Annotated in this window: 21 protein-coding genes; 7 read left to right on the top strand and 14 right to left on the bottom strand. The window is 61.1% G+C overall.

What is annotated here, in order from left to right:
• The first annotated feature begins 295 nt into the window (after positions 1-295).
• The 7 genes from arnB to arnF are packed head-to-tail and all read left to right on the top strand — an operon-like array spanning position 296 to position 7,641.
• A complete protein-coding gene (gene arnB, locus L379_RS01550; protein WP_032655450.1) occupies positions 296-1,435 on the top strand; it encodes a UDP-4-amino-4-deoxy-L-arabinose aminotransferase in 1,140 nt (379 codons plus the stop codon).
• 1 nt (position 1,436) lies between these two features.
• A complete protein-coding gene (gene arnC, locus L379_RS01555) occupies positions 1,437-2,420 on the top strand; it encodes an undecaprenyl-phosphate 4-deoxy-4-formamido-L-arabinose transferase (protein WP_032655447.1) in 984 nt (327 codons plus the stop codon).
• Complete coding sequence (arnA, locus tag L379_RS01560; protein ID WP_032655444.1) at positions 2,417-4,399, top strand: bifunctional UDP-4-amino-4-deoxy-L-arabinose formyltransferase/UDP-glucuronic acid oxidase ArnA; 1,983 nt, start codon at positions 2,417-2,419, stop codon at positions 4,397-4,399. The genes arnC and arnA overlap by 4 nt, the downstream gene beginning before the upstream one ends.
• A complete protein-coding gene (arnD, locus tag L379_RS01565) occupies positions 4,396-5,298 on the top strand; it encodes a 4-deoxy-4-formamido-L-arabinose-phosphoundecaprenol deformylase (RefSeq protein WP_032655441.1) in 903 nt (300 codons plus the stop codon). Before arnA ends, arnD begins: the two co-directional genes overlap by 4 nt.
• Positions 5,295-6,938 (top strand): lipid IV(A) 4-amino-4-deoxy-L-arabinosyltransferase, encoded by a 1,644-nt coding sequence (arnT, locus tag L379_RS01570; protein ID WP_032655438.1) that lies wholly within the window; start codon positions 5,295-5,297, stop codon positions 6,936-6,938. Before arnD ends, arnT begins: the two co-directional genes overlap by 4 nt.
• Positions 6,938-7,261 (top strand): 4-amino-4-deoxy-L-arabinose-phosphoundecaprenol flippase subunit ArnE, encoded by a 324-nt coding sequence (arnE, locus tag L379_RS01575; protein ID WP_015571497.1) that lies wholly within the window; start codon positions 6,938-6,940, stop codon positions 7,259-7,261. The genes arnT and arnE overlap by 1 nt, the downstream gene beginning before the upstream one ends.
• Positions 7,258-7,641 carry a 4-amino-4-deoxy-L-arabinose-phosphoundecaprenol flippase subunit ArnF gene (gene arnF / locus L379_RS01580; RefSeq protein WP_032655434.1) on the top strand — a complete coding sequence of 128 codons (384 nt, stop codon included), beginning with the start codon at positions 7,258-7,260 and terminating at the stop codon, positions 7,639-7,641. The genes arnE and arnF overlap by 4 nt, the downstream gene beginning before the upstream one ends.
• Here arnF and acpT read toward each other — a convergent pair.
• The 14 genes from acpT to L379_RS01650 are packed head-to-tail and all read right to left on the bottom strand — an operon-like array spanning position 7,613 to position 19,874.
• Positions 7,613-8,206, bottom strand: coding sequence for a 4'-phosphopantetheinyl transferase AcpT (gene acpT, locus L379_RS01585; RefSeq protein WP_015571496.1), 594 nt, complete (start codon positions 8,204-8,206; stop codon positions 7,613-7,615). The genes arnF and acpT overlap by 29 nt on opposite strands.
• Positions 8,207-8,208: 2 nt before the next feature.
• Complete coding sequence (locus L379_RS01590) at positions 8,209-9,438, bottom strand: beta-ketoacyl-ACP synthase (protein ID WP_032655432.1); 1,230 nt, start codon at positions 9,436-9,438, stop codon at positions 8,209-8,211.
• Positions 9,435-10,166 (bottom strand): 3-ketoacyl-ACP reductase FabG2, encoded by a 732-nt coding sequence (locus L379_RS01595; RefSeq protein ID WP_032655429.1) that lies wholly within the window; start codon positions 10,164-10,166, stop codon positions 9,435-9,437. The genes L379_RS01590 and L379_RS01595 overlap by 4 nt, the downstream gene beginning before the upstream one ends.
• The gene (locus tag L379_RS01600) at positions 10,160-10,633 is read right to left on the bottom strand and encodes a hotdog family protein (RefSeq protein WP_072202447.1); all 474 of its coding nucleotides are present in this window, start codon (positions 10,631-10,633) and stop codon (positions 10,160-10,162) included. Before L379_RS01600 ends, L379_RS01595 begins: the two co-directional genes overlap by 7 nt.
• Positions 10,633-11,799 (bottom strand): beta-ketoacyl-[acyl-carrier-protein] synthase family protein, encoded by a 1,167-nt coding sequence (locus tag L379_RS01605; RefSeq protein ID WP_017384110.1) that lies wholly within the window; start codon positions 11,797-11,799, stop codon positions 10,633-10,635. The genes L379_RS01600 and L379_RS01605 overlap by 1 nt, the downstream gene beginning before the upstream one ends.
• 1 nt (position 11,800) lies before the next feature.
• The gene (locus L379_RS01610) at positions 11,801-12,379 is read right to left on the bottom strand and encodes a DUF3261 domain-containing protein (RefSeq protein WP_032655423.1); all 579 of its coding nucleotides are present in this window, start codon (positions 12,377-12,379) and stop codon (positions 11,801-11,803) included.
• Positions 12,376-14,697 carry an MMPL family transporter gene (locus L379_RS01615; RefSeq protein ID WP_032655420.1) on the bottom strand — a complete coding sequence of 774 codons (2,322 nt, stop codon included), beginning with the start codon at positions 14,695-14,697 and terminating at the stop codon, positions 12,376-12,378. The genes L379_RS01610 and L379_RS01615 overlap by 4 nt, the downstream gene beginning before the upstream one ends.
• Complete coding sequence (locus L379_RS01620; RefSeq protein WP_023295558.1) at positions 14,666-15,271, bottom strand: outer membrane lipoprotein carrier protein LolA; 606 nt, start codon at positions 15,269-15,271, stop codon at positions 14,666-14,668. The genes L379_RS01615 and L379_RS01620 overlap by 32 nt, the downstream gene beginning before the upstream one ends.
• The gene (locus L379_RS01625; RefSeq protein WP_032655417.1) at positions 15,268-15,690 is read right to left on the bottom strand and encodes an acyl-CoA thioesterase; all 423 of its coding nucleotides are present in this window, start codon (positions 15,688-15,690) and stop codon (positions 15,268-15,270) included. Before L379_RS01625 ends, L379_RS01620 begins: the two co-directional genes overlap by 4 nt.
• A gap of 3 nt (positions 15,691-15,693) precedes the next feature.
• On the bottom strand, positions 15,694-17,385 hold the full coding sequence (locus tag L379_RS01630; protein ID WP_032655414.1) for a glycosyltransferase family 2 protein: 1,692 nt from the start codon (positions 17,383-17,385) through the stop codon (positions 15,694-15,696).
• Positions 17,376-17,726 carry an ApeI family dehydratase gene (locus L379_RS01635; protein WP_032655411.1) on the bottom strand — a complete coding sequence of 117 codons (351 nt, stop codon included), beginning with the start codon at positions 17,724-17,726 and terminating at the stop codon, positions 17,376-17,378. The genes L379_RS01630 and L379_RS01635 overlap by 10 nt, the downstream gene beginning before the upstream one ends.
• Entirely contained in the window at positions 17,713-19,059 is a 1,347-nt protein-coding gene (locus L379_RS01640; protein ID WP_032655408.1) for an AMP-binding protein, read from the bottom strand. Before L379_RS01640 ends, L379_RS01635 begins: the two co-directional genes overlap by 14 nt.
• Positions 19,052-19,651 (bottom strand): COG4648 family protein, encoded by a 600-nt coding sequence (locus tag L379_RS01645; RefSeq protein ID WP_017693837.1) that lies wholly within the window; start codon positions 19,649-19,651, stop codon positions 19,052-19,054. Before L379_RS01645 ends, L379_RS01640 begins: the two co-directional genes overlap by 8 nt.
• A complete protein-coding gene (locus tag L379_RS01650) occupies positions 19,623-19,874 on the bottom strand; it encodes an acyl carrier protein (RefSeq protein WP_003861262.1) in 252 nt (83 codons plus the stop codon). Before L379_RS01650 ends, L379_RS01645 begins: the two co-directional genes overlap by 29 nt.

The raw sequence follows: 19,874 nt of genomic DNA, 5'->3' as shown, positions 1-19,874 counted from the left end.
CCGACTCATTTCATATTTATTGGAAATGGTCGGGGATTTTTTTATTTGTTGATGTTTGGTTTAGATAATTGACTTTAATACGGTGAGCGGAATCACATAATAAATAATTCATAATCACTTAACCTATTGTTTAATAATAAATTTATATCAATTCATTCCTCCTTTTTATCACCATCTTAATTTTTCCCTAAGAAATGAACGTTACCTTGAGATGAGTTTATGGTTCGTTGAAATAAACGCATCGGCATTTGGTTAATATCAAAAAGTTGCCATGCATAACTCAAGGAAATTAATAATGCGTGATTTTTTGCCTTTTTCCCGGCCCTCAATGGGCGCGGAGGAAATCGCCGCGGTACAGGAGGTATTAACCTCCGGCTGGATCACCACCGGGCCGAAAAATCAGATGCTTGAAGAGGCGTTCTGTACGCTTACGGGAAATCGTCATGCGATTGCCGTCTCCTCTGCCACGGCGGGGATGCACGTCACCCTGATGGCGATGGGGATTGGTCCCGGCGATGAGGTGATTACGCCCTCCCTGACCTGGGTATCGACGCTGAATATGATCGTGCTGCTGGGTGCCATACCGGTGATGATCGACGTCGACAGAGACACGCTGATGGTGACGCCTGAAGCGGTCGACGCCGCCGTTACGCCTCGCACCAAAGCCATTGTGCCGGTTCATTATGCGGGTGCGCCGTGCGATATTGACGCCATCCGCGCCGTCGGTGAACGTCACGGTATTCCTGTCATTGAAGACGCGGCCCATGCCGCCGGAACGTACTACCACAGCCGTCATGTGGGCTGGCGGGGCACCGCAATTTTCTCCTTCCACGCCATCAAAAACATGACCTGCGCCGAAGGTGGGCTGGTGGTGACGGATGACGAGCAGCTGGCGCAAAACATCCGTAGCCTGAAATTCCACGGTCTGGGCGTTGATGCCTATGACCGCCAGACCCATGGCCGCGCGCCGCAGGCCGAGGTCATCACCCCGGGTTTTAAATACAACCTCGCGGATATCAACGCCGCGCTGGCGCTGGTGCAGCTCGGCAAGCTGGGCGAAGCCAACAGGCGCCGTCGCGACATTGCCGACCGCTACCTGCTTGAACTCTCGGATACCCCTTTCCAGCCGCTGCGCATTCCGTCCTGGCCGCATCTGCACGCCTGGCACCTGTTTATTATTCGCGTGGATGAGGCCCGGTGCGGCCTCTCGCGTGATGCCCTGATGGCCGTGCTGAAGGAGCAGGGCATCGGTACGGGCCTGCATTTCCGTGCGGCACATACGCAAAAATACTACCGCGAGCGTTTCCCTGATGTGTCGCTTCCGAACTCTGAATGGAACAGCGCGCGCATTTGTTCTCTCCCTCTTTTCCCGGACATGACCCATGACGACACAACCCGCGTCATTACCGCGCTCCATCAGCTTGCAGGACATTGATATGTTCAGTGCGCCGCCTTTACAAAAAGTTTCCGTGGTGATCCCGGTCTATAACGAGCAGGAGAGCCTGCCGGAACTGATCCGCCGCACGACTGCCGCCTGCGAGACGCTCGGCAAAGCTTATGAAATTCTGCTGGTGGACGACGGCAGCAGCGACGACTCCGCGCGGATGCTGACCGACGCCGCGCAAGCGGAGGGCAGCCACATTGTTGCCGTACTGCTCAACCGTAACTACGGCCAGCACTCGGCAATTATGGCCGGGTTCAGCCACGTTACGGGCGATCTGGTGATCACCCTAGATGCTGATCTGCAAAACCCGCCGGAAGAGATCCCGCGTCTGGTCGCCAAAGCCGACGAAGGCTACGACGTGGTCGGCACCGTGCGGCAAAACCGCCAGGACAGCCTGTTCCGTAAGCTGGCGTCTCGCACCATCAACCGTCTGATCCAGCGCACCACCGGTAAAGCGATGGGCGACTACGGCTGCATGCTGCGCGCCTATCGCCGCCACATCGTCGACGCCATGCTGCACTGCCACGAGCGCAGCACCTTCATTCCGATTCTGGCGAACACCTTTGCCCGTAAAGCGACGGAGATCCCGGTGCTGCACGCCGAGCGCGAGCACGGGGAGTCAAAATACAGCTTCATGCGTCTGATCAACCTGATGTACGACCTGATCACCTGCCTGACCACCACGCCGCTGCGCCTGTTGAGCGTGTTCGGCAGCGTTATCGCGCTGGCCGGGTTTGCGCTTTCCGTTCTGCTGGTCGTTCTGCGGCTGGTCTTTGGTCCCCAGTGGGCGGCGGAAGGGGTCTTTATGCTGTTTGCCGTGCTGTTCACGTTCATTGGCGCCCAGTTCATCGGTATGGGTCTGCTGGGTGAGTACATTGGCCGTATTTACAACGATGTTCGCGCGCGTCCGCGCTATTTTATTCAACGTGTTGTCCGTCAGGAGCACCTGGCATCTCAAGAGGAAAACCACCCATGAAAACCGTCGTCTTTGCCTATCACGATATGGGTTGCACGGGCACGCAAGCCTTGCTGGACGCAGGCTTCGACATTACCGCTATCTTCACCCATCCGGATGTTGCCGGGGAAAACCACTTCTTCGGCTCGGTGGCGCGTATTGCGGCTGAACACGGTATTCCGGTTTACGCCCCGGACGATGTGAACCATCCGCTGTGGGTGGATCGTATTCAGAAGCTTGCGCCGGACGTGATTTTCTCTTTCTACTACCGCAATCTGCTTTGCGACGACATCCTGAGCGTGGCGACAAAAGGTGCATTTAACCTGCACGGCTCGCTGCTGCCTGCCTACCGTGGCCGTGCGCCGCTGAACTGGGCGCTGGTTAACGGTGAAACGGAAACCGGCGTAACGCTGCACAAAATGGTACGCCGTGCCGATGCGGGCGGTATCGTGGCACAGCTGAAAGTGGGCATTGGCGCTGATGAAACGGCGCTGGAGCTGCACCACAAGCTTTGCATCGCCGCGCAAAGCCTGCTTCGCGACGCGCTGCCGACGATCCTTCAGGGGACTTTTACCGAAACCGCGCAGGACGAAAGCAAGGCAAGCAGTTTTGGTCGCCGCACGCCGGAGGACGGGCGACTGGACTGGGCGAAACCGGCGCGTCAGCTGCATAACCTGGTGCGCGCCGTGACCGACCCGTGGCCGGGCGCGTACAGCTTCGCCGGGGTCAGTAAATTTATCGTCTGGAAATCCCGCGTGCGTGAGGACATTCCGGCGGCAAAACCGGGCACCGTCATCTCCGTCTCTCCGCTGATTGTGAGCTGCGGCGAGCAGGCGCTGGAGATCGTCACCGGACAAACGGACAACGGGCTGTACGTGCAGGGGGCGCAGCTGGCGCAGTCTCTTGGGCTGGTGGCGGGGGCGCTGATCACCAGCGCGCCGGTGGTGGCGATCAAACGCCGCACGCGCGTCTTAATCCTCGGCGTAAACGGGTTTATCGGTAACCATCTGACCGAACGGCTGCTGGAAGACGACAATTACGAGATCTACGGTCTCGATATCGGATCCGATGCGATCGGTCGATTCCTCACTAATCCCCGTTTCCACTTCGTTGAAGGGGACATCAGCATCCATTCCGAATGGATCGAGTACCACATCAAAAAATGTGACGTGGTGCTGCCGCTGGTGGCGATTGCCACCCCGATTGAATACACCCGTAACCCGCTGCGCGTGTTCGAACTCGATTTCGAAGAGAACCTGAAGATTATCCGCGACTGCGTGAAATACGATAAGCGCATCATCTTCCCGTCGACGTCGGAAGTGTACGGCATGTGTACCGACAATAACTTCGATGAAGACACCTCCAGTCTGGTGGTCGGGCCGATTAACAAGCAGCGCTGGATCTACTCCGTCTCCAAGCAGCTGCTGGATCGCGTGATTTGGGCCTACGGCGAGAAAGAGGGGCTACGCTTTACCCTGTTCCGTCCGTTTAACTGGATGGGGCCGCGCCTGGACAACCTGAACGCCGCGCGTATCGGCAGCTCCCGCGCCATCACCCAGCTGATCCTCAACCTGGTGGAAGGTTCGCCCATTAAGCTGATTGAAGGTGGCAAACAGAAACGTTGCTTCACCGATATCAGCGACGGTATTGAAGCGCTGTTCCGCATCATCGAAAACAAAGACGGCCGCTGTAACGGAGAGATCATCAACATCGGTAACCCGGACAACGAAGCGAGCATCCGCGAGCTGGCGGAAATGCTGCTGGCAAGCTTTGAACGTCACCCGCTGCGCAGCCAGTTCCCGCCGTTTGCCGGTTTCCGCGAAGTGGAGAGCAGCAGCTACTACGGCAAGGGTTATCAGGACGTTGAGCACCGCAAGCCGAGCATCCGCAATGCGAAGCGCTGCCTGAACTGGACGCCGACGGTGAAGATGGAGCAGACCATTGATGAAACGCTCGACTTCTTCCTGCGCACCGTGGAGCTGTCGGAACAGGCATCATGAAAAAGGTCGGTTTACGCATTGACGTCGACACCTTTCGCGGCACGCGTGAGGGTGTGCCGCGGCTGCTGGAACTGCTGAGCAAGCACGACGTGCGCGCGACGCTTTTCTTCAGCGTCGGGCCAGACAACATGGGGCGTCATCTGTGGCGTCTGGTTAAACCGGCCTTTCTGTTCAAAATGCTGCGCTCGCGCGCGGCATCGCTCTACGGCTGGGATATCCTGCTGGCCGGAACCGCATGGCCCGGCAGGCGCATCGGCGCGGAAAATGAAGCGATCATCTGCAAGGCCGCGCAGCATCATGAAGTGGGGCTGCACGCTTGGGATCACCATGCCTGGCAGGCCTGGGCGGGCGTGTGGGATATCCCCCGCCTGGCGCGTGAGGTTGAGCGCGGCGTGCTGGAGCTGGAAGCTATTACCGGCCAGCCTGTGCGCTGTTCCGCCGTGGCGGGATGGCGGGCCGACCAGCGCGTGGTGAAGGCCAAAGAGCGCTTCGCCTTTCGCTACAACAGCGATTGCCGGGGCACCGGACCGTTTTTACCGCTGCTGGGGGAAAACCGAACCGGCACGGTGCAGATTCCGGTCACTCTTCCGACGTGGGATGAAGTGGTCGGGCGCGAGGTGAGTGCCGACAGGTTCAACCGTTACATTCTGGATGCGATGCACCGCGATGCCGGTACGCCGGTTTATACCATCCATGCCGAAGTGGAAGGCATTGCGTATCAGCAGGATTTTGACGCGTTGCTTGCGCTGGCGGCGCAGGAGGGCATTCAGTTCTGCCCGTTAAGCCAGCTGTTGCCGGACGATCCTGGCACGCTGCCCCTGGGAAAAATCGTCCGTCGTGAAATGGCTGGCCGGGAAGGCTGGCTTGGCTATCAACAAACCGTGAGCCCGGCACTATGAAAACAGTCCGCTATGGCCTGACGCTTCTCGCCCTGTTTGTCGTTTACTACCTCCTTCCGGTCAACCTTCGCCTGTTATGGCAGCCTGATGAAACGCGCTATGCGGAAATCAGCCGCGAAATGCTGGCCTCCGGCGATTGGGTCGTCCCGCATTTCCTCGGGCTGCGTTACTTTGAAAAACCCATTGCCGGTTACTGGGTGAACAGCATCGGGCAATGGCTATTTGGACACACCAATTTTGCCGTTCGCGCGGGGGCGATATTCTGCACCGGGCTGACGGCGCTGCTGGTGATCTGGCTGGCCTGGCGTCTCTGGCAGGATAAGCGGGTGGCGATCTTCTCCGGCCTGATCTTCTTAACCCTGTTCCTGGTCTATGGCATCGGCACCTACGCCGTGCTGGATCCCATTATCACCCTCTGGCTGGTGGCGGCTATGTGCAGCTTCTGGCTGGCTTCGCAGGCGAAAACGATAGCCGGAAAAGCGGGGGGCTACATTCTGCTGGGGCTGGCCTGCGGCATGGGCGTCATGACCAAAGGCTTCCTGGCGCTGGCGGTACCGGTGATTGGCGTGCTGCCGTGGGTGATTGCGCAACGACGCTGGAAGGAGGTGCTGGTTTTCGGCTGGCTGGCGATCCTCAGCTGCGTACTTATCGTCCTGCCCTGGGGGCTGGCAATCGCTCAGCGTGAACCCGATTTCTGGCGTTACTTCTTCTGGGTGGAGCATATCCAGCGCTTTGCCCGGAGCGATGCCCAGCATAAAGCGCCGTTCTGGTACTATCTGCCGTTCCTCATCGCGGGAAGTCTGCCGTGGCTGGCGATGCTGCCGGGCGCGCTACGCCTGGGATGGCGAGACAGAGAAAACGAGAGGGCGGGGCTTTATCTGCTGGGCTGGATAGTGATGCCGCTGCTGTTCTTCAGCATCGCCAAAGGCAAGCTGCCGACCTATATCCTGCCGTGCTTTGCGCCGCTGGCGATCCTGATGGCGCGCTACGCCTGCACCGTCGCCGAAAAAGCGTTACGTATTAACGGTGGGATCAATATCGCGTTTGGCGTGCTTGGCATGCTGGCGGCGCTGGTGGTATCGCCATGGGGGCTTGCTAAACATCCGGTCTGGACACCGGTCGAATTGTACAAAGTCTTCTGTGCCGTGGTGGCGTTTCTGGTCTGGGCCTCGGTGGGCTGGTTTACCCTTAAAAATCCGCAGCGCTGGTGGCTGGCGGCGCTTTGCCCTGCCGGGCTGGCCCTGCTGGTGGGTTTTGCGATCCCGGACCGGGTAGTGGATTCCAAACAGCCGCAGTCGCTGGTGGATTCCGTTCGCGAGCCATTGCAGATGAGTAAATTCGTCCTGGCGAACAACGTTGGTATAGCCTCCGGGCTGGCGTGGGAGCTTCAGCGTAATGACATCATTTTGTATGGGCAGAGCGGTGAGCTGAAATACGGTCTGGATTATCCGGACGCTAAGGGGCGTTTTGTGAGCAAAGATGATATCGCGCACTGGCTTGAAGCGCATCGTCAGCAGGGACCGGTGTCGCTGGTGATCCTGCTGTCGAAAAACGACGACCTGGCCCGCGCCGGGCTGCCAAAACCGGACAACCTGACGATTCAGGGGCGTCTGGCTTACCTGCAATATCTGCCGCAGTGATGGCCTGGATCTGGCTGGTGCTGGCAAGCCTGTTGAGCTGCGCAGGTCAACTGTGCCAGAAACAGGCGACCCGGGCTGGCGGCGGTCAGCAGGTCGCCCTGTGGCTTGGGCTGGCCCTTCTGATGCTGGGTGGCGGGATGGTTGCCTGGCTGGTGGTATTGCAGCATCTGCCCGTCGGGGTGGCGTACCCCATGCTGAGCCTTAACTTTGTCTGGGTAACGCTGGCGGCAAAAATCGTCTGGCATGAGCCTGTCCCGCTACGTCACTGGCTGGGCGTCGGGTTGATTATCGTCGGGGTTATTTTGCTGGGAGGAAGCCTGTGAACGGTGCGTGTTGGGCGTTATGCAGCGTAGTGTTAGTCAGCGTGGCGCAGCTGCTGCTGCGTCATGCGATGTTAACGCTGCCCCCGATGGGCGACGCTTTCTGGGCAGCCCTCTGGCATATAGCCCCCGGTACGGGCGCGCTGATGCTGGGGCTGACAGGCTATTGCGCCTCAATGGGCTGCTGGTATCTGGCATTGCATCGTATGGCGCTCAGCAAAGCGTATGCCTTGCTTAGCCTCAGTTACATCCTGGTGTGGAGTGCTGCAATTTTACTGCCCGGCTGGGGAGAACACTTTTCCTGGCGCGGGCTGGCGGGCGTCGGCTTGATTATACTCGGCGTGCTGGTCATTTTTATGCCGCAGAAATACCGGAGTAAGTAACCGCTTCCGCCGTTAAGGTGAAAGGCGTAGGGGTACAGACCGCCAGGCTCAGCGAGCCGAAGCGTAGCTGACTGACCGGGAGGGTCTGGGCGGTGCTGTCAATACTGACAATCTGCCACGCACTGCCGCCACGCTGTTTGACGATTGCCTCTTTGCGCGTCCAGATGCGCCAGAATGCGGAAAGCTGCTCTTCCGGCGCTTCACGTTCCAGCTCGTCATGTTCGGTGAGGCTGAAAACGGCATTCGCCAGCGCCTGCCAGTTCTCCCGCGGGCGGATCACTTCGATATCGCAGCCCACTTCACCTTCATCGCTCATCAGCAGGGCAATGTCGTCCCCGCTGTGGCTCAGGTTAAACCACAGCGGATGGCCGTTAGCGAAGGCCGGTTTTCCCTGCTCGCCGTAAATTATCTCGGGAAGCGGTGAGGGGGATAAGGTTCTGGCGAGCAGCGTCCGGCCTGCAAGCCAGGAAGCGTGTCGTGCACCCTGAGGTGCCATGTCTGCGAGCGTTGACGCCAGCGGGTCCGCGCTAAGGGTGGAGATCTTTCCCAGTACAAACTGGTACATAGTTACGCCCAGCGTTTAATGATTATCGAGGTATTGATGCCGCCAAAGGCAAAGTTATTGCTCTGAATAAATTCGCAATCAATCGGGCGGGTTTCCCCCATAATATAATCTAAAGCGCCGCATTGCTCATCCGGTTGTCTTAAATTGAGCGTTGGCGTGAACCAGCCCTCCCGCATCATGTGCAGACTCAGCAAGGCTTCCAGCGCGCCGCAGGCGCCCAGGGTATGGCCGAAATAACTCTTTAAGGATGAGATGGGCACGCTGTCGCCGAAAATGGCGGCGGTCGCCTGACTCTCGGCGATGTCCCCGCGATCGGTTGCCGTGCCGTGGGCAGAAATGTAGCCAATCTCCTGAGGGCCAAGGCCCGCCATCGCCAGCGACTGCGCCATACACACCTCCATGGTTTCACGCTGGGGCTGGGTGATGTGCGCCGCATCGCAGTTGGTGGCAAAGCCCACGATCTCGCCATAGATTGTCGCCCCGCGCGCTCTGGCGTGATCCAGCGCTTCCAGCACCAGCGTGCCCGCCCCTTCGCCAATCACCAGACCATCGCGCTGAACGTCAAACGGCGACGGCGTGGTTTTTGGCGCGTCGTTACGCTGGCTGGTGGCAAACAGGGTATCGAAAACCGCCGCTTCCGACGGGCACAGCTCTTCCGCGCCGCCTGCCACCATCACCGTCTGGTAGCCGTGACGAATCGCTTCCCAGGCGTAGCCAATCGCCTGGCTGCCAGAGGTACAGGCGCTCGAGGTGGGGATCACCCGTCCGCGCAGGCCAAAGAACAGCCCGGTATTCACCGCCGTGGTGTGCGGCATCATCTGCACGTAGGTGGTGCCGGTGATGTTGTGGGTGTGCTTTTCGGTGAGCATAGAGGCAAACTCGCTGACCGGCCCGGTGCTGCCGGTCGACGAGCCGTAGGCGATGCCGGTCTGACCGTTGGTCAGCACCGCGTCGTCGATCAGTCCCGCCTGCTCCAGCGCCAGCTCGGTGGCGCGGGTAGAGAGCAGCGACACCCGGCCCATGGCGCGAATGCGCTTACGGGTATAGTGAGCGGGGAGAGTGAAGTCTTCAATCGGCGCGGCGAGCAGAGTTTGCAGGCCGTCATACGCCTGCCACTCCGTCATGGTTCGCACCGCATTTTCATACTCGCGCAGACGGCGCGAGATGGTCGGCCAGTCCTCGCCGAACGCGGTGACGCCGCCCATGCCCGTAATCACTACCCGGCGGGTCATAGCATGCCTCCGTTAATCGAAATCACCTGACGCGTCACATAGCCTGCTTTATCCGACATCAGGTAACTCGCCAGCCCGGCGACCTCCTCGGCCTGGCCCATACGCTGCATCGGGATCATCGACATCGCCGTGTGCAGCGCGGCTTCGTCCATCTCGATCATGCCGGTATCGATCAGCCCCGGCGCGATGCAGTTGACGGTGATTTTGCGTTTTGCCAGCTCGGTGGCGAGCGCTTTGGTGGCGCCGATGATCCCGGCTTTCGCCGCGCTGTAGTTCACCTGCCCACGGTTGCCCATAATGCCTGACACCGACGACAGGGTGATGATCCGCCCGCCCTTGCGGGTGCCGATCATCGGCATAATGCAGGGATGAATGACGTTATAAAAACTGTCGAGATTGGTGTGGATCACGCTGTCCCAGTCATCGTCGCTGAGCGCCGGAAAAGCACCGTCGCGGGTAATACCGGCGTTACTGACCACGCCATACCACGCGCCGTGGTCAGCGATCTCCTGTTCCAGCACCGTGCGGCACTGCTCGCGGTTGCCCACGTCGAAGGTGAGTAAACGGCCCGCGCCGCCCGCCTGAACAATCGCATCGAGTGTCTCCTGTGCGCCAGCGGCATCGCGGTGGTAATGCACGCCCACGGTGAAACCGTCCGCCGCAAGCTGAAGGGCGATAGCGCGGCCAATGCCTTTGCTGGCACCTGTGACCAGTACGGATCTCATGATGGCGTTCCCTGATTGAAAAGTGATGTTAATTCTTCTTCGCTCGGCTGGAAGGTGTTCACGCGGCCCGTGGCGAGGGAGACACTATCCGCATGAATGGCGCACTCGAAGCTGCCAAAGCGTTCATCCTGCATCAGACGTTCGATGGTGATGATCAGCGTGCTGCCTGCGGCAAAATGCCCGGCGTCGCACACCAGCTCGCGCGCGCCCAGCACCATGCCCAGCGCACAGTGCGGCAGCCCTTTTTGCATCCGGTGCCATTCAGACCAGACGCCCACGGTCTGGGCCATCAGCTCCAGCGCAAACCAGCCAGGCAGGTTGCCGTCCGCGTCCAGGAACGGAGCCAGAACGCCCCGATCGTTCACCGTCACGCTGCAAACGGCGCGGTCATCGGTGACGTTTTCCACACTCTCAAGCAGCAGCATCGGCGTGTCGTGAGGAAGATAATCCCCGGGAGGTAAGTAGCGCATCATACCCTCCCCAGCAGAAGGCTGGCGTTGTTGCCGCCAAACGCAAAGGAGTTTGACAGGATCGCCGGTTTATTCAGCGGTGCGCTCTGGTGCAGCAGGCCGAAGGCGGGCAGGGTGTCGTCTGGCGCGTAGCGGGAAAAATCCTGCGGCGGCAGCGGCAGGTCTCGGGTCAGGATCAGCCAGCTCAGGGCGGCCTCGGTGATCCCCGCTGCGCCCAGCGTGTGGCCGGTAAGATGTTTCGTGGAGCTGCACGGCACGCGGTCGCCAAAGAGATCGTGGATCACTTGCGCCTCAATGCGATCGTTCAGCGGCGTGGCGGTGCCGTGCAGGTTGATATAACCGACGTCCGCCGCCGTCATGCCCGCCTCGTTCAGCGCCTGGTTGATGGCGCGGATCGCCCCTTCCCCCTGCGGATGTGGGGCGGAAATATGGTACGCATCGCTGGATTCCCCCGCGCCCAGGAGCGCAACCTCGCCCGGCTCGCGGGTCAGCACCATCAGTGCCGCCGCTTCGCCAATGGTGATCCCCCGACGGTGGCGGCCAAACGGTTCGCACAGGGTTGGGGAGAAGGACTCCAGGCTGTTGAAGCCGTTGACCGGCATGCGGCTCAGGCTGTCGGCTCCGCCGACGATGGCGACGTCCACCAGCCCGGCGTCAATCAGACGACGACCGCTGACGATCGCCCGCGCGCTGGAGGAGCAGGCGGTTGAGATGGTATACGCCGGGCCGTCCAGCGCAAGCCAGCGGGCGAGAAAGCGCGACGGATCGCCCAGCTCCTGCTGCGGATATTGCCACTGCGGGCTGCTCTCGCCGTTTTGCGCGCGGCGCACGTACTCATCACCCTCGTCCAGCCCGGAGGTGCTGGTGCCCAGCACAACCGCCACGCGGTCGCGCCCTACGCGCGCAATGGCCGCATCGACGGCGGGCCGGATTTGCGCCAGCGCCGCCAGCAGCAGCTGGTTGTTACGGCTGCGATGGGCGGAAAAAGACTCGGGGACAGGGGGGAGTTCACCCTCCACGCCCCCCAGCACGGCCTCGGGTAAGCCCTGTAGCCAGCCCGCACGCTGGCGCATCCCGGGGGCCACACCAGCGATCAGGTTCGCCGCTATTTCATCAGCCGAGTTGCCGAGCGCGTTGACCATGCCAACGGCAGAAAGGTAAATCATCTCAGTCACCCAGATATTGAATGGTGATGTGGTAGTGAAAAGCGTGCTGCACAATGCTAATCGGTTCGCGCCTGCCGTTACGGTTCAGGTAGACAATTTCCGTGACCAGCTTGCCCTCGGGGTTGCGCAGTTCGCGTCTGGTGTCAGTATCGTTCAGCGTCCAGCCTTTCGGCAACTGCGGCTGCCAGGCGCTGAGCGGCCAGTGGCTCAGCATCACGTCGGCCAGCACCTGGCTGGCGGGCGGCAGCTGCGGCATCACAACCGACTGCTCGGTGTGGATCCCGGTGTTGTCGTAGGTGGCGAGGAACAGGCGGATCCCGACGGAGGAGAGGCCGGCAAGCGCCACTTTATTTCCATCGGCGTTCAGCATCACCAGCAGCGACTGGGTCTGGCCTTTAAAACTGCCGGTAAGCAACTGCTGCGCGCGGATGGCAGGCGTGATGCCCGGCGGGGGCAGCGTGACGCGGGTGCCGGGCTGGAGCCAGGCCTGAGGGCGCGCGTCATCGCGGTTCGTCGTATGGCTACACCCCGCCAGCAACAGGGCCATCATCACTGCCGCCAGGCGAATGAAACGGGTCATGGTAAGTTCTCTTTGTTAGACGGCATCGCCAGCGGGGCGAGCAGGAACGCGGTGAAGATACCGCTCACCAGCACAATGCCAAAGCTGCTGATGGCCTGAGTGGTGCTGAACACCAGCATCCCCAGCGTCAGCAGGGTAGTCATCATGGCGAGGGTAATCGCCAGCATGGAGGTCAGCGGCGTGCCGCGCGGGTTGCTGAAAAACAGCGTGTAGTTAATGCCAATGCCGAGGACCAGCACCAGCGCCAGCAGGGAAAACAGGTTCACCGGATGGCCCGTCACGGCCAGCGCCGCCAGCCCGCCGCCCAGCGACAGCACGGACGGCACCAGCGCCACCAGCCCTTTTCGCCAGCCGAGGCGTAGCATCGCGCCGCAGGCAATCACCGCCAGCGCCACGCCCAGCAGCCCCGTCAGCAGCGAGCGGTAGAGCGCAAACAGGCTGTCGAAGCTGGCCTTACGGTCAACCCAGACGACCCCGGGATGGCGGGCGGCCAGCTCACCGAGCGCGGCGCTGTTTCTGACGCCATCGACCGGGACCAGCACACCGCTTTTGCCGTCCGGCAACGTCAGCCACAGCAAACGCCAGCCTTCGCTGGCCGGGCTGGCGAGCCACGCTTCCACGCTGACAGGCATGGCGTTCAGGTTCGGTTCACTGGTCTTCAGCCCCGTGCTTTGCAGCATTTTCATCACCGTCGGCGCGGCGTTACGCAGAAGATGCAGATCGCTGTTCTGCCGCGCCAGCGAGTTCAGCGGCAGGGTGCGCCAGCGGGTTAATTCACCGGCTTTTTGCGCCTGCGCCAGCGCCGGGGTAAACGCCTCCAGCCGCTCCAGCGTTTGCTGAGCCGACGCGCCGTACACCACGAACCACTTCTGATCGACATTTTGCCCGGTCAGGGCGGTGATGGTTTTTTCCTGCGCCAGAATGTCCTGCGGCAGCGCCTGAAGCCGGGCGATATCGTCATCCACCCGCAGGCTGGCGATCCCGATGGCGGAGAGCAGCGCCAGCGCTACCGGCAGCCCGACAGAGAGGGGTTTACTGTCGCGCCAGGCGTTCAGCCAGCGCTGCATCATCCCTCTCAGGGGGACCGGGCGGACCGGCATGCCCCGACATAACCACGGATGCCAGAACATTACCGTCAGGCACGAGGCGCTCAACCCTGCGGCGGCGAACACCGCCATCTGACGAATGCCGGGGAAGGGGGCCAGCATCATGAAGAGATACGCCACGACGGTGGTCAGCAGCGCCAGCAGCAGCGCGTTACGTACCTTCGCCAGGCTTTGCCAGGGCGAGTGTTCCGCGCCGTGCACCATCCGCTCCGTGAGGTAGTAAATCGTATAGTCCGCCGAGATGCCGATAATGCTCATGCTCATCACCAGCGTCATCAGGTGCAGTTCACCGAACAGCAGCAGCGTCACGACCGTCCCCGCCAGCGCGCCGATGGCAATGGAGAGCAGGCTCAGCAGCAGCGGACGCACGGAGCGAAACACCGACACAATCAGCAGGATCACCCCGAGCACCGTGGCGACGCCGAGCGTGGAAATATCGTTTTTAGCCTGCTGGCTGGCGTAATCGCTGTAGAACACCGTCCCGCGCGAGAGCAGCTGCGCCTGTGGATACTGGCTTTTCAGCGTCTGCTGCAACGCGTTAAGGGTGGTCACCAGCTGGTGGGTTTGCTGCATATCAAACGATGAGCCCGCCAGCTCGCCGTGCAGCAGATACCAGTAGTTCCCGGCCGCATCTTTTGTCACCAGCCAGCCGTCCATCAGCTGCATCTTCTGGCTGTTTTTCGCCAGCGCGAGCTGCGCGCCGCGCATCAGCATCAGCGGATCGTTTTGCAGCTCCTTGCCGCTCACGCCGGAAAAGGCGGAGTAGAGCTGGGACAGGATCCACTGGGCCTGTGCTTGACCGCCGTTTTGCAGGCGGGCGCGGGTGGCCGGATCGACCAGGCCATTGCGGTGTTGCCAGAAGAAATCTCCCCAGGCCTGTTGCCCGGCGGCATCCAGCGGACCTTTTACGACACTCAGCGCCTGGCTGCGTTGCAGCAGGGTTAACCACTGCTGCGCCACGCGCGGGTCCGGCTGTTTGCCGGGGCTGACCAGCCAGATGAGCTGGCGGTCGAGGCGCTGCATAAATCCGTCGTTGAGAGCGGGAGGGATCGCGCCGAGCGTCTGTTTCGGCAGCATGGCGAGCACGCTGCTGTTCAGCCGCGCGCCGGGCAGCAGCGACAGCAGCACGCCCAGCAGGATCAGGCATACCGCGGCCCACAGCAGCGCCGGGCGCAGGGCGTTACGGTGCGGCAAAGCGCTGGCGTTCTGCATCGGTCAGGCGGGCGGGCGTCAGTTGGTGGCGGGAGAGGGCGATATCCGTCGTGTCGCCCTGCTTATCGTTCAGGCGAATCGATTCCAGATAGATCGCGCCCTTCAAATCAAGGGTGGAGAAAATCTTGTCCAGCGGCGTGGTGACGGGCGTCAGCACCAGTGACCAGCGGCCTTCACCCAGATCTTTGAAATCGACGCGGAAGTTCTCTTCCAGCACCTTGCGGTCGGCCTGGAACAGCGCCCGCAGCAGATGGTTGAACTGGAACATCTGCGGGTTAGTGTCGGCGGTAATGGTCTGCGGCGACTGACCGTTGACGATCTGCACCATCCGTTTGTCATCCAGCAGCAGCGTCATCGGGAACGGCGCTTTTTGATCCCACAGCAGGCCATTGTCACGGGCGATCAGCATCTCCCCCTGCGAGCGCAGGGGCTGCGGCATATCCTTGATCGTGCGGATCTGTTCGAAGTGTGCGCGTACCACTGGTTGCTCCGCAAACCGCTGTTGCAGTTCATCCAGCGTGATCGCGTTCACCAGCGGGCTTACCAGCAGCGCGAGTAGCGTTATCCATTTCATGGCGCGATCCCCATGCGTTCGAACAGAATGGCCGGGCTGACAAAGCACATCTCCCGGCTTGCTTCTTCCACCGCCACCTGAATCGTGTAGCCGGTGGTGGTGCGTTTCCCGGTTTGCGCGTCGAAGATTTGATAGGCGATGCGCAGACGGTTTTCAACCTCTTCAATGTGGGCGCGGACGCGAATGCGCTGCTCGAAGGTCACCGTGTCGCGGTATTTCACCCGGGTATCCACCACCGGCCAGACGTAGCCGGACGCTTTCATCTGGCGATAGCCGTAATCAAACTGGTTGAGCAGCGCTTCGCGGGCAATCTCAAAGTAGCGGAAGTAGTTGCCGTGCCACACCACGCCCATCATATCGACGTCGTGGAACGGAACGGTGATTTCAACTTCAGCCGTAAAGCGGGGATCGGTCAGCACCCTTTACTCCTTCTCGTTGACCTCTGGCAGCTGCCAGAAATCGAAAAAATTAAACCAGTCGAGCGGCGACAAGAGCGCGTAATGCTCCAGCCGCTGCGCATAGCGGTCGACGGTCTGCTGTAGCGCCTGCTGGCGTTCGCCGCGCGGCAGCAGCAGCGGGTCGGCAAACGGCTCGCAGTGCAGGGTCAGCTTTCCCTGCTGACAGAGGGCAAAAATCAGCACCACCGGGCAGCGCAAAATGGACGCCAGGATAAACGGCCCCTGCGGGAACGGCGCGGGCTGGCCCATAAATTCGCTCCATATCACCCGCCAGCTACCGCCGCGCTGCGGGGTGACGGCGATGCGATCGCCCACGATCGCCACCCATTCGCCGCGATCCAGCTTCTCTTTAATGAGGATCGCAGTCTCCGGGCCAATGTCGGTGACCGGCATCAGGTGAATGCCCGCCTGCGGTGCCATCTCCTCCATCACCTGCTTAAAGCGTCTGGCGTTGTCGCTAAAGACCAGCGCGTTGATGGTTTTTGCCCCTTCGCGCTGGGCCAGCGCCCGACAGGCTTCCACATCGCCAAGATGCGACGCGAGCAGCAGTTTGCCCTGAGGATCGTCGAGCCCCAGCGCCTCCTGCGCGCCTGGCGCAAAGACCAGATCGCGATGGAGTTTCATTTCGCCGCGCCAGCTGGCCACTTTATTCAGCATGGCATGACCGAAGCGCAGGAAGTGGGAAAAACTGTTTAGCCGCGCGAGGGGCGGCATTTGCCGCTGTGCCATCACCGTTTTAACCCGCGCCAGCCACTGCTGCGACGCCTGACGCGCAGAGCGGGCGGTCAGCCAGTAGACGGCGGTAACCGGCCACAGCAGGGCGGTAAACGCCTTTCGCCCCAGCAGCTGCCAGACGCGCAGCATCAGGCGCATGCCCCATAATCCTTTCACCTCCTGCTGCTGCGCCCAGTGCTGCGAGCGGCGACGCATCAGCAGGGAAGGAATGCGCGGCAGCATGCCGAGAAACAGACGGGTATGCATCAACGAGATGCGCACGTTGTCTTTCAGGGCATCGAAATGGGATACCCCGTCCGGCGGATAGGTTACGCGGGTGGGCAGAAAATAGCTGGTGTTGCCCTGCCAGTAGAGGCGCACCATCACTTCGGTATCAAAATCCATTCGCCTGCCGAGCGGCGTGGTTGCTGCAAGGCGCAGAACCGGGGCTATCGGGTAAACGCGAAACCCGCACATGCTGTCTTTCAGTTGCAGGGAGAGGGTTTCAATCCAGACCCAGACGTGCGTTATCCAGCGCCCGTACAGGCGCGAACGGGGGATCGAGTCATCGTAAACGGGCTGCCCGGAAATGAGCGCATCGGGATGACGCCCGGCCAGCGCCAGCAGTTTGGGAATGTCCTCGATAGCGTGCTGGCCGTCAGCGTCCACCTGAACGGCGTGGGTGAAGCCGCGATCGGCGCAGGCTTTCAGCCCCTGCATCACCGCCGCGCCTTTGCCGCTGTTTTCGGCCAGCCGCAGCAGCGTAACCTGCGGACGATCCGCCGCCAGCGCTTCAAGCGTGCGGCGCGTGGTTTCATCGCTGCCGTCGTCCACCACCAGACAGGGCAGATCGAAAGGCGCCAGGCGCGCCAGCACCGAAGCCATCATCGCCCCGTGGTTGTAGCAGGGGATCAGCACGCAGGGACGGAAGGTTACTGACATAAGCGAATCTTCCCGCTGCTGGCGGTGTGGCGCTCGTTACCTGCATGGCGCTGGTAGCTAAAGGTCAGCATCTGGCGTTCAGGCTGCCAGGCAAGGAGCAGCGTGACCGTGTTCTCCGGCAACAGCGGGGCGGCGAACTTCACGTTCTGAATACTGTGAAAACGGTAGCCCGGCGCCAGCGCGGCGGCGTAATGCATCACCCAGTCGAGCTGGGCCACGCCCGGCAGCAGCGGCTGTACGGCGAAATGTCCCTTAAACCAGAGCAGGTCAGGATCAAGATAAAGGATTATCTCCAGATGCTGTGGATCGGGCTGGAGGCGCCCGATTTCAGGGATCTTCATGAAACAACTCCTGTAGCTGCGCAGTCACGCGCTTGTTCATGCTGTTGACCGGGATTTCATCAACGATCCGCCAGTAGCGCGGTACGGCAACCGGTTCAAGCCAGGGGCGAAGGGCGCGTCGCCAGGCGAGCTCCTGCGCTGTTTTGCTCTGTTCGTGTTGCTGACGCACCGCTTCATTCAGCACCAGCAATACGCCAATGCCCTGACGCCCGCCGCGCGTCACCGTCAGCGCGGCGGCCTCCCGGATGCCGTCCAGCGCCAGCAGGCGGTGCTCAATGTCATCGAGTGAAATGCGCTTATCTTCAATTTTGACCACCCGACCACGACGCCCGACGAGGCTGAACTGCCCGTCAGCCGTGAAGTGCAGGATATCATCCAGCAGGACCCCCTCCGCCTCGGGGATCAGCGGCGATATCACGCGATCGCCGTGAAACGTCACGCCGGTAAAAGGCTGCCAGCGCGTGCTTTCCTCCTGACGGTAGCGCCAGGCCATTACGCCCGTTTCCGTGCTGCCGTATATTTCATCCGGCCAGACGTTGAGCCAGGCCTGAACCGCGGCGACCTCCTGCCAGGGCAGCGCGCCGCCGGCGGAGACGAGCAGGTTAACGGGGGGCGGCGTCAGCGACGCGTCCAGCCGCTTGAGAAACGCCGGACTGCTGATGAAAAGGTAGCGTTTATCGTCGGGAAGGGCAGAGAGTTGCTCGGCATAGTTGAGCAGGCTGGCATGCAGCGGCAGGCCGAGCGCCATGGGTAAGACGACACGAAACGTCAGGCCATACAGGTGGTGCAGCACCACGGAAGCCACGACGTGACAGCCCGCCAGACGCTCGCCAAAATGCGCCGCCAGCAGACGAGCCTCACGATCAAGGCTGACCACCGGCTTACTTACCCGCTGCGGCGTGCCGGTCGAGCCGGAGGTGTAAAGCTCGATCGTGCGCATCTCACCGATGGCAGGCAGCGGTGAAAAGGGATGGCCTGCCCGCTGCGCGGAAGCCACCCGCAGCTGTCGCCCCTGAAAATCGAGCGTGGTGTCGCTCAGGACGCCGCTGAACAGCGCCCGCTGTTCGTTAAGCTGCGCCGCCCGGCTGTGCCCGGGGAGGACCGGCGTTTTACCCGCATGCAGCGTCGCCAGCAGCGCGACAATAAACAGATAACCGTTTTCGATGCACAACGCCCAGCGCTCGCCATCTTCACGACGCAGCGTGTCGACCAGCTGAGTGACGTCGTGGCGCAGATCGCCAAGCGTCCAGAGATGGTCGTCCTGCCAGGCGACAGGGGTGTCGTCAGGGCGGGGCGCACTGAGCCACTGGCTAAGCGGAAGAGGGTTAAGCATCGTTTTTCATCACCCGTTGTCGCACCAGCCACTCGCCAGCCATCAGCGTGCCCATCAGGAGATAGGCAATCATCCCATTCCACAGCGTCCACAGACGGATATCGGCGTGTAATACGGTAAACAGCGCGATCGCCCCGTTGATAATAAAAAAGCCGCACCAGACCTGGGTAACCCGGCGCGTGTAACGTACCCCGACGGGGGAGAGATCCGGTTCACGCAGGCGCGCCAGCCGTTCAACGACAGGCATTGCCGTCCACAGCGAACCGCCAAACACCACCAGCATCACCAGATTCACCACCACCGGATATAACAGCACCCACTGGTGCGCGTGCAGGACGTAGCTCGCCGCGCAAAGCGCTATGCCAGCCAGCGCCACGCTCACGAACAGATAACGCAGGGGGCCGCCCTGCCGACGGGCCTGGCAGACGCGCAACAGCAGCACCAGCGCCATCACGGGCAGTATCCCGTGCAGGCTATTATTCGCCAGCCCGAAGCCGATCAAAAACGGCCATGCCAGCAGCATCAGCCCCGTCAGGGCGGGAAGAACTGGAATCGAACGCACGTTACGCGTCGCGCTGAAGCTGTTCCACAACGTCCACGACGTCCTGCACCGTGCGCACCGCTTTGAAGGTTTCGGGCTTGATTTTATGGCCCGTTTTCTTTTGCAGGTGCACCACCATATCGACGGCATCAATGCTGTCGAGATCCAGATCCTCGTAAAGACGTGCCTCAGGGGTAATATCCTCCGGGGCGATTTCAAACAGCGTAATAAGAAGCGCAGAGACTTCCTGATAAATCGTTTGTTGTTCTGTCAT

Origin of the sequence: Enterobacter sp. MGH 33, assembly GCF_000534535.1 — a bacterium.
GTDB classification, from domain to species: domain Bacteria; phylum Pseudomonadota; class Gammaproteobacteria; order Enterobacterales; family Enterobacteriaceae; genus Enterobacter; species Enterobacter hormaechei_C.
The sequence above is the reverse complement of the archived record's forward strand: the minus strand, read 5'-3'. Positions and strand labels throughout refer to the sequence as shown.

What these genes read in the sequence shown, in the direction of transcription:
- acpT (WP_015571496.1), bottom strand. Translation starts at nt 8,206, where the DNA reads ATGTACCAGTTTGTACTGGGAAAGATCTCCACCCTTAGCGCGGACCCG.
- L379_RS01605 (WP_017384110.1), bottom strand. Translation starts at nt 11,799, where the DNA reads ATGATTTACCTTTCTGCCGTTGGCATGGTCAACGCGCTCGGCAACTCG.
- L379_RS01650 (WP_003861262.1), bottom strand. Translation starts at nt 19,874, where the DNA reads ATGACAGAACAACAAACGATTTATCAGGAAGTCTCTGCGCTTCTTATT.
- L379_RS01610 (WP_032655423.1), bottom strand. Translation starts at nt 12,379, where the DNA reads ATGACCCGTTTCATTCGCCTGGCGGCAGTGATGATGGCCCTGTTGCTG.
- L379_RS01635 (WP_032655411.1), bottom strand. Translation starts at nt 17,726, where the DNA reads ATGAAGATCCCTGAAATCGGGCGCCTCCAGCCCGATCCACAGCATCTG.
- L379_RS01615 (WP_032655420.1), bottom strand. Translation starts at nt 14,697, where the DNA reads ATGCAGAACGCCAGCGCTTTGCCGCACCGTAACGCCCTGCGCCCGGCG.
- arnA (WP_032655444.1), top strand. Translation starts at nt 2,417, where the DNA reads ATGAAAACCGTCGTCTTTGCCTATCACGATATGGGTTGCACGGGCACG.
- L379_RS01600 (WP_072202447.1), bottom strand. Translation starts at nt 10,633, where the DNA reads ATGCGCTACTTACCTCCCGGGGATTATCTTCCTCACGACACGCCGATG.
- L379_RS01620 (WP_023295558.1), bottom strand. Translation starts at nt 15,271, where the DNA reads ATGAAATGGATAACGCTACTCGCGCTGCTGGTAAGCCCGCTGGTGAAC.
- L379_RS01640 (WP_032655408.1), bottom strand. Translation starts at nt 19,059, where the DNA reads ATGCTTAACCCTCTTCCGCTTAGCCAGTGGCTCAGTGCGCCCCGCCCT.
- arnT (WP_032655438.1), top strand. Translation starts at nt 5,295, where the DNA reads ATGAAAACAGTCCGCTATGGCCTGACGCTTCTCGCCCTGTTTGTCGTT.
- arnB (WP_032655450.1), top strand. Translation starts at nt 296, where the DNA reads ATGCGTGATTTTTTGCCTTTTTCCCGGCCCTCAATGGGCGCGGAGGAA.
- arnE (WP_015571497.1), top strand. Translation starts at nt 6,938, where the DNA reads ATGGCCTGGATCTGGCTGGTGCTGGCAAGCCTGTTGAGCTGCGCAGGT.
- arnD (WP_032655441.1), top strand. Translation starts at nt 4,396, where the DNA reads ATGAAAAAGGTCGGTTTACGCATTGACGTCGACACCTTTCGCGGCACG.
- L379_RS01590 (WP_032655432.1), bottom strand. Translation starts at nt 9,438, where the DNA reads ATGACCCGCCGGGTAGTGATTACGGGCATGGGCGGCGTCACCGCGTTC.
- arnC (WP_032655447.1), top strand. Translation starts at nt 1,437, where the DNA reads ATGTTCAGTGCGCCGCCTTTACAAAAAGTTTCCGTGGTGATCCCGGTC.
- L379_RS01630 (WP_032655414.1), bottom strand. Translation starts at nt 17,385, where the DNA reads ATGTCAGTAACCTTCCGTCCCTGCGTGCTGATCCCCTGCTACAACCAC.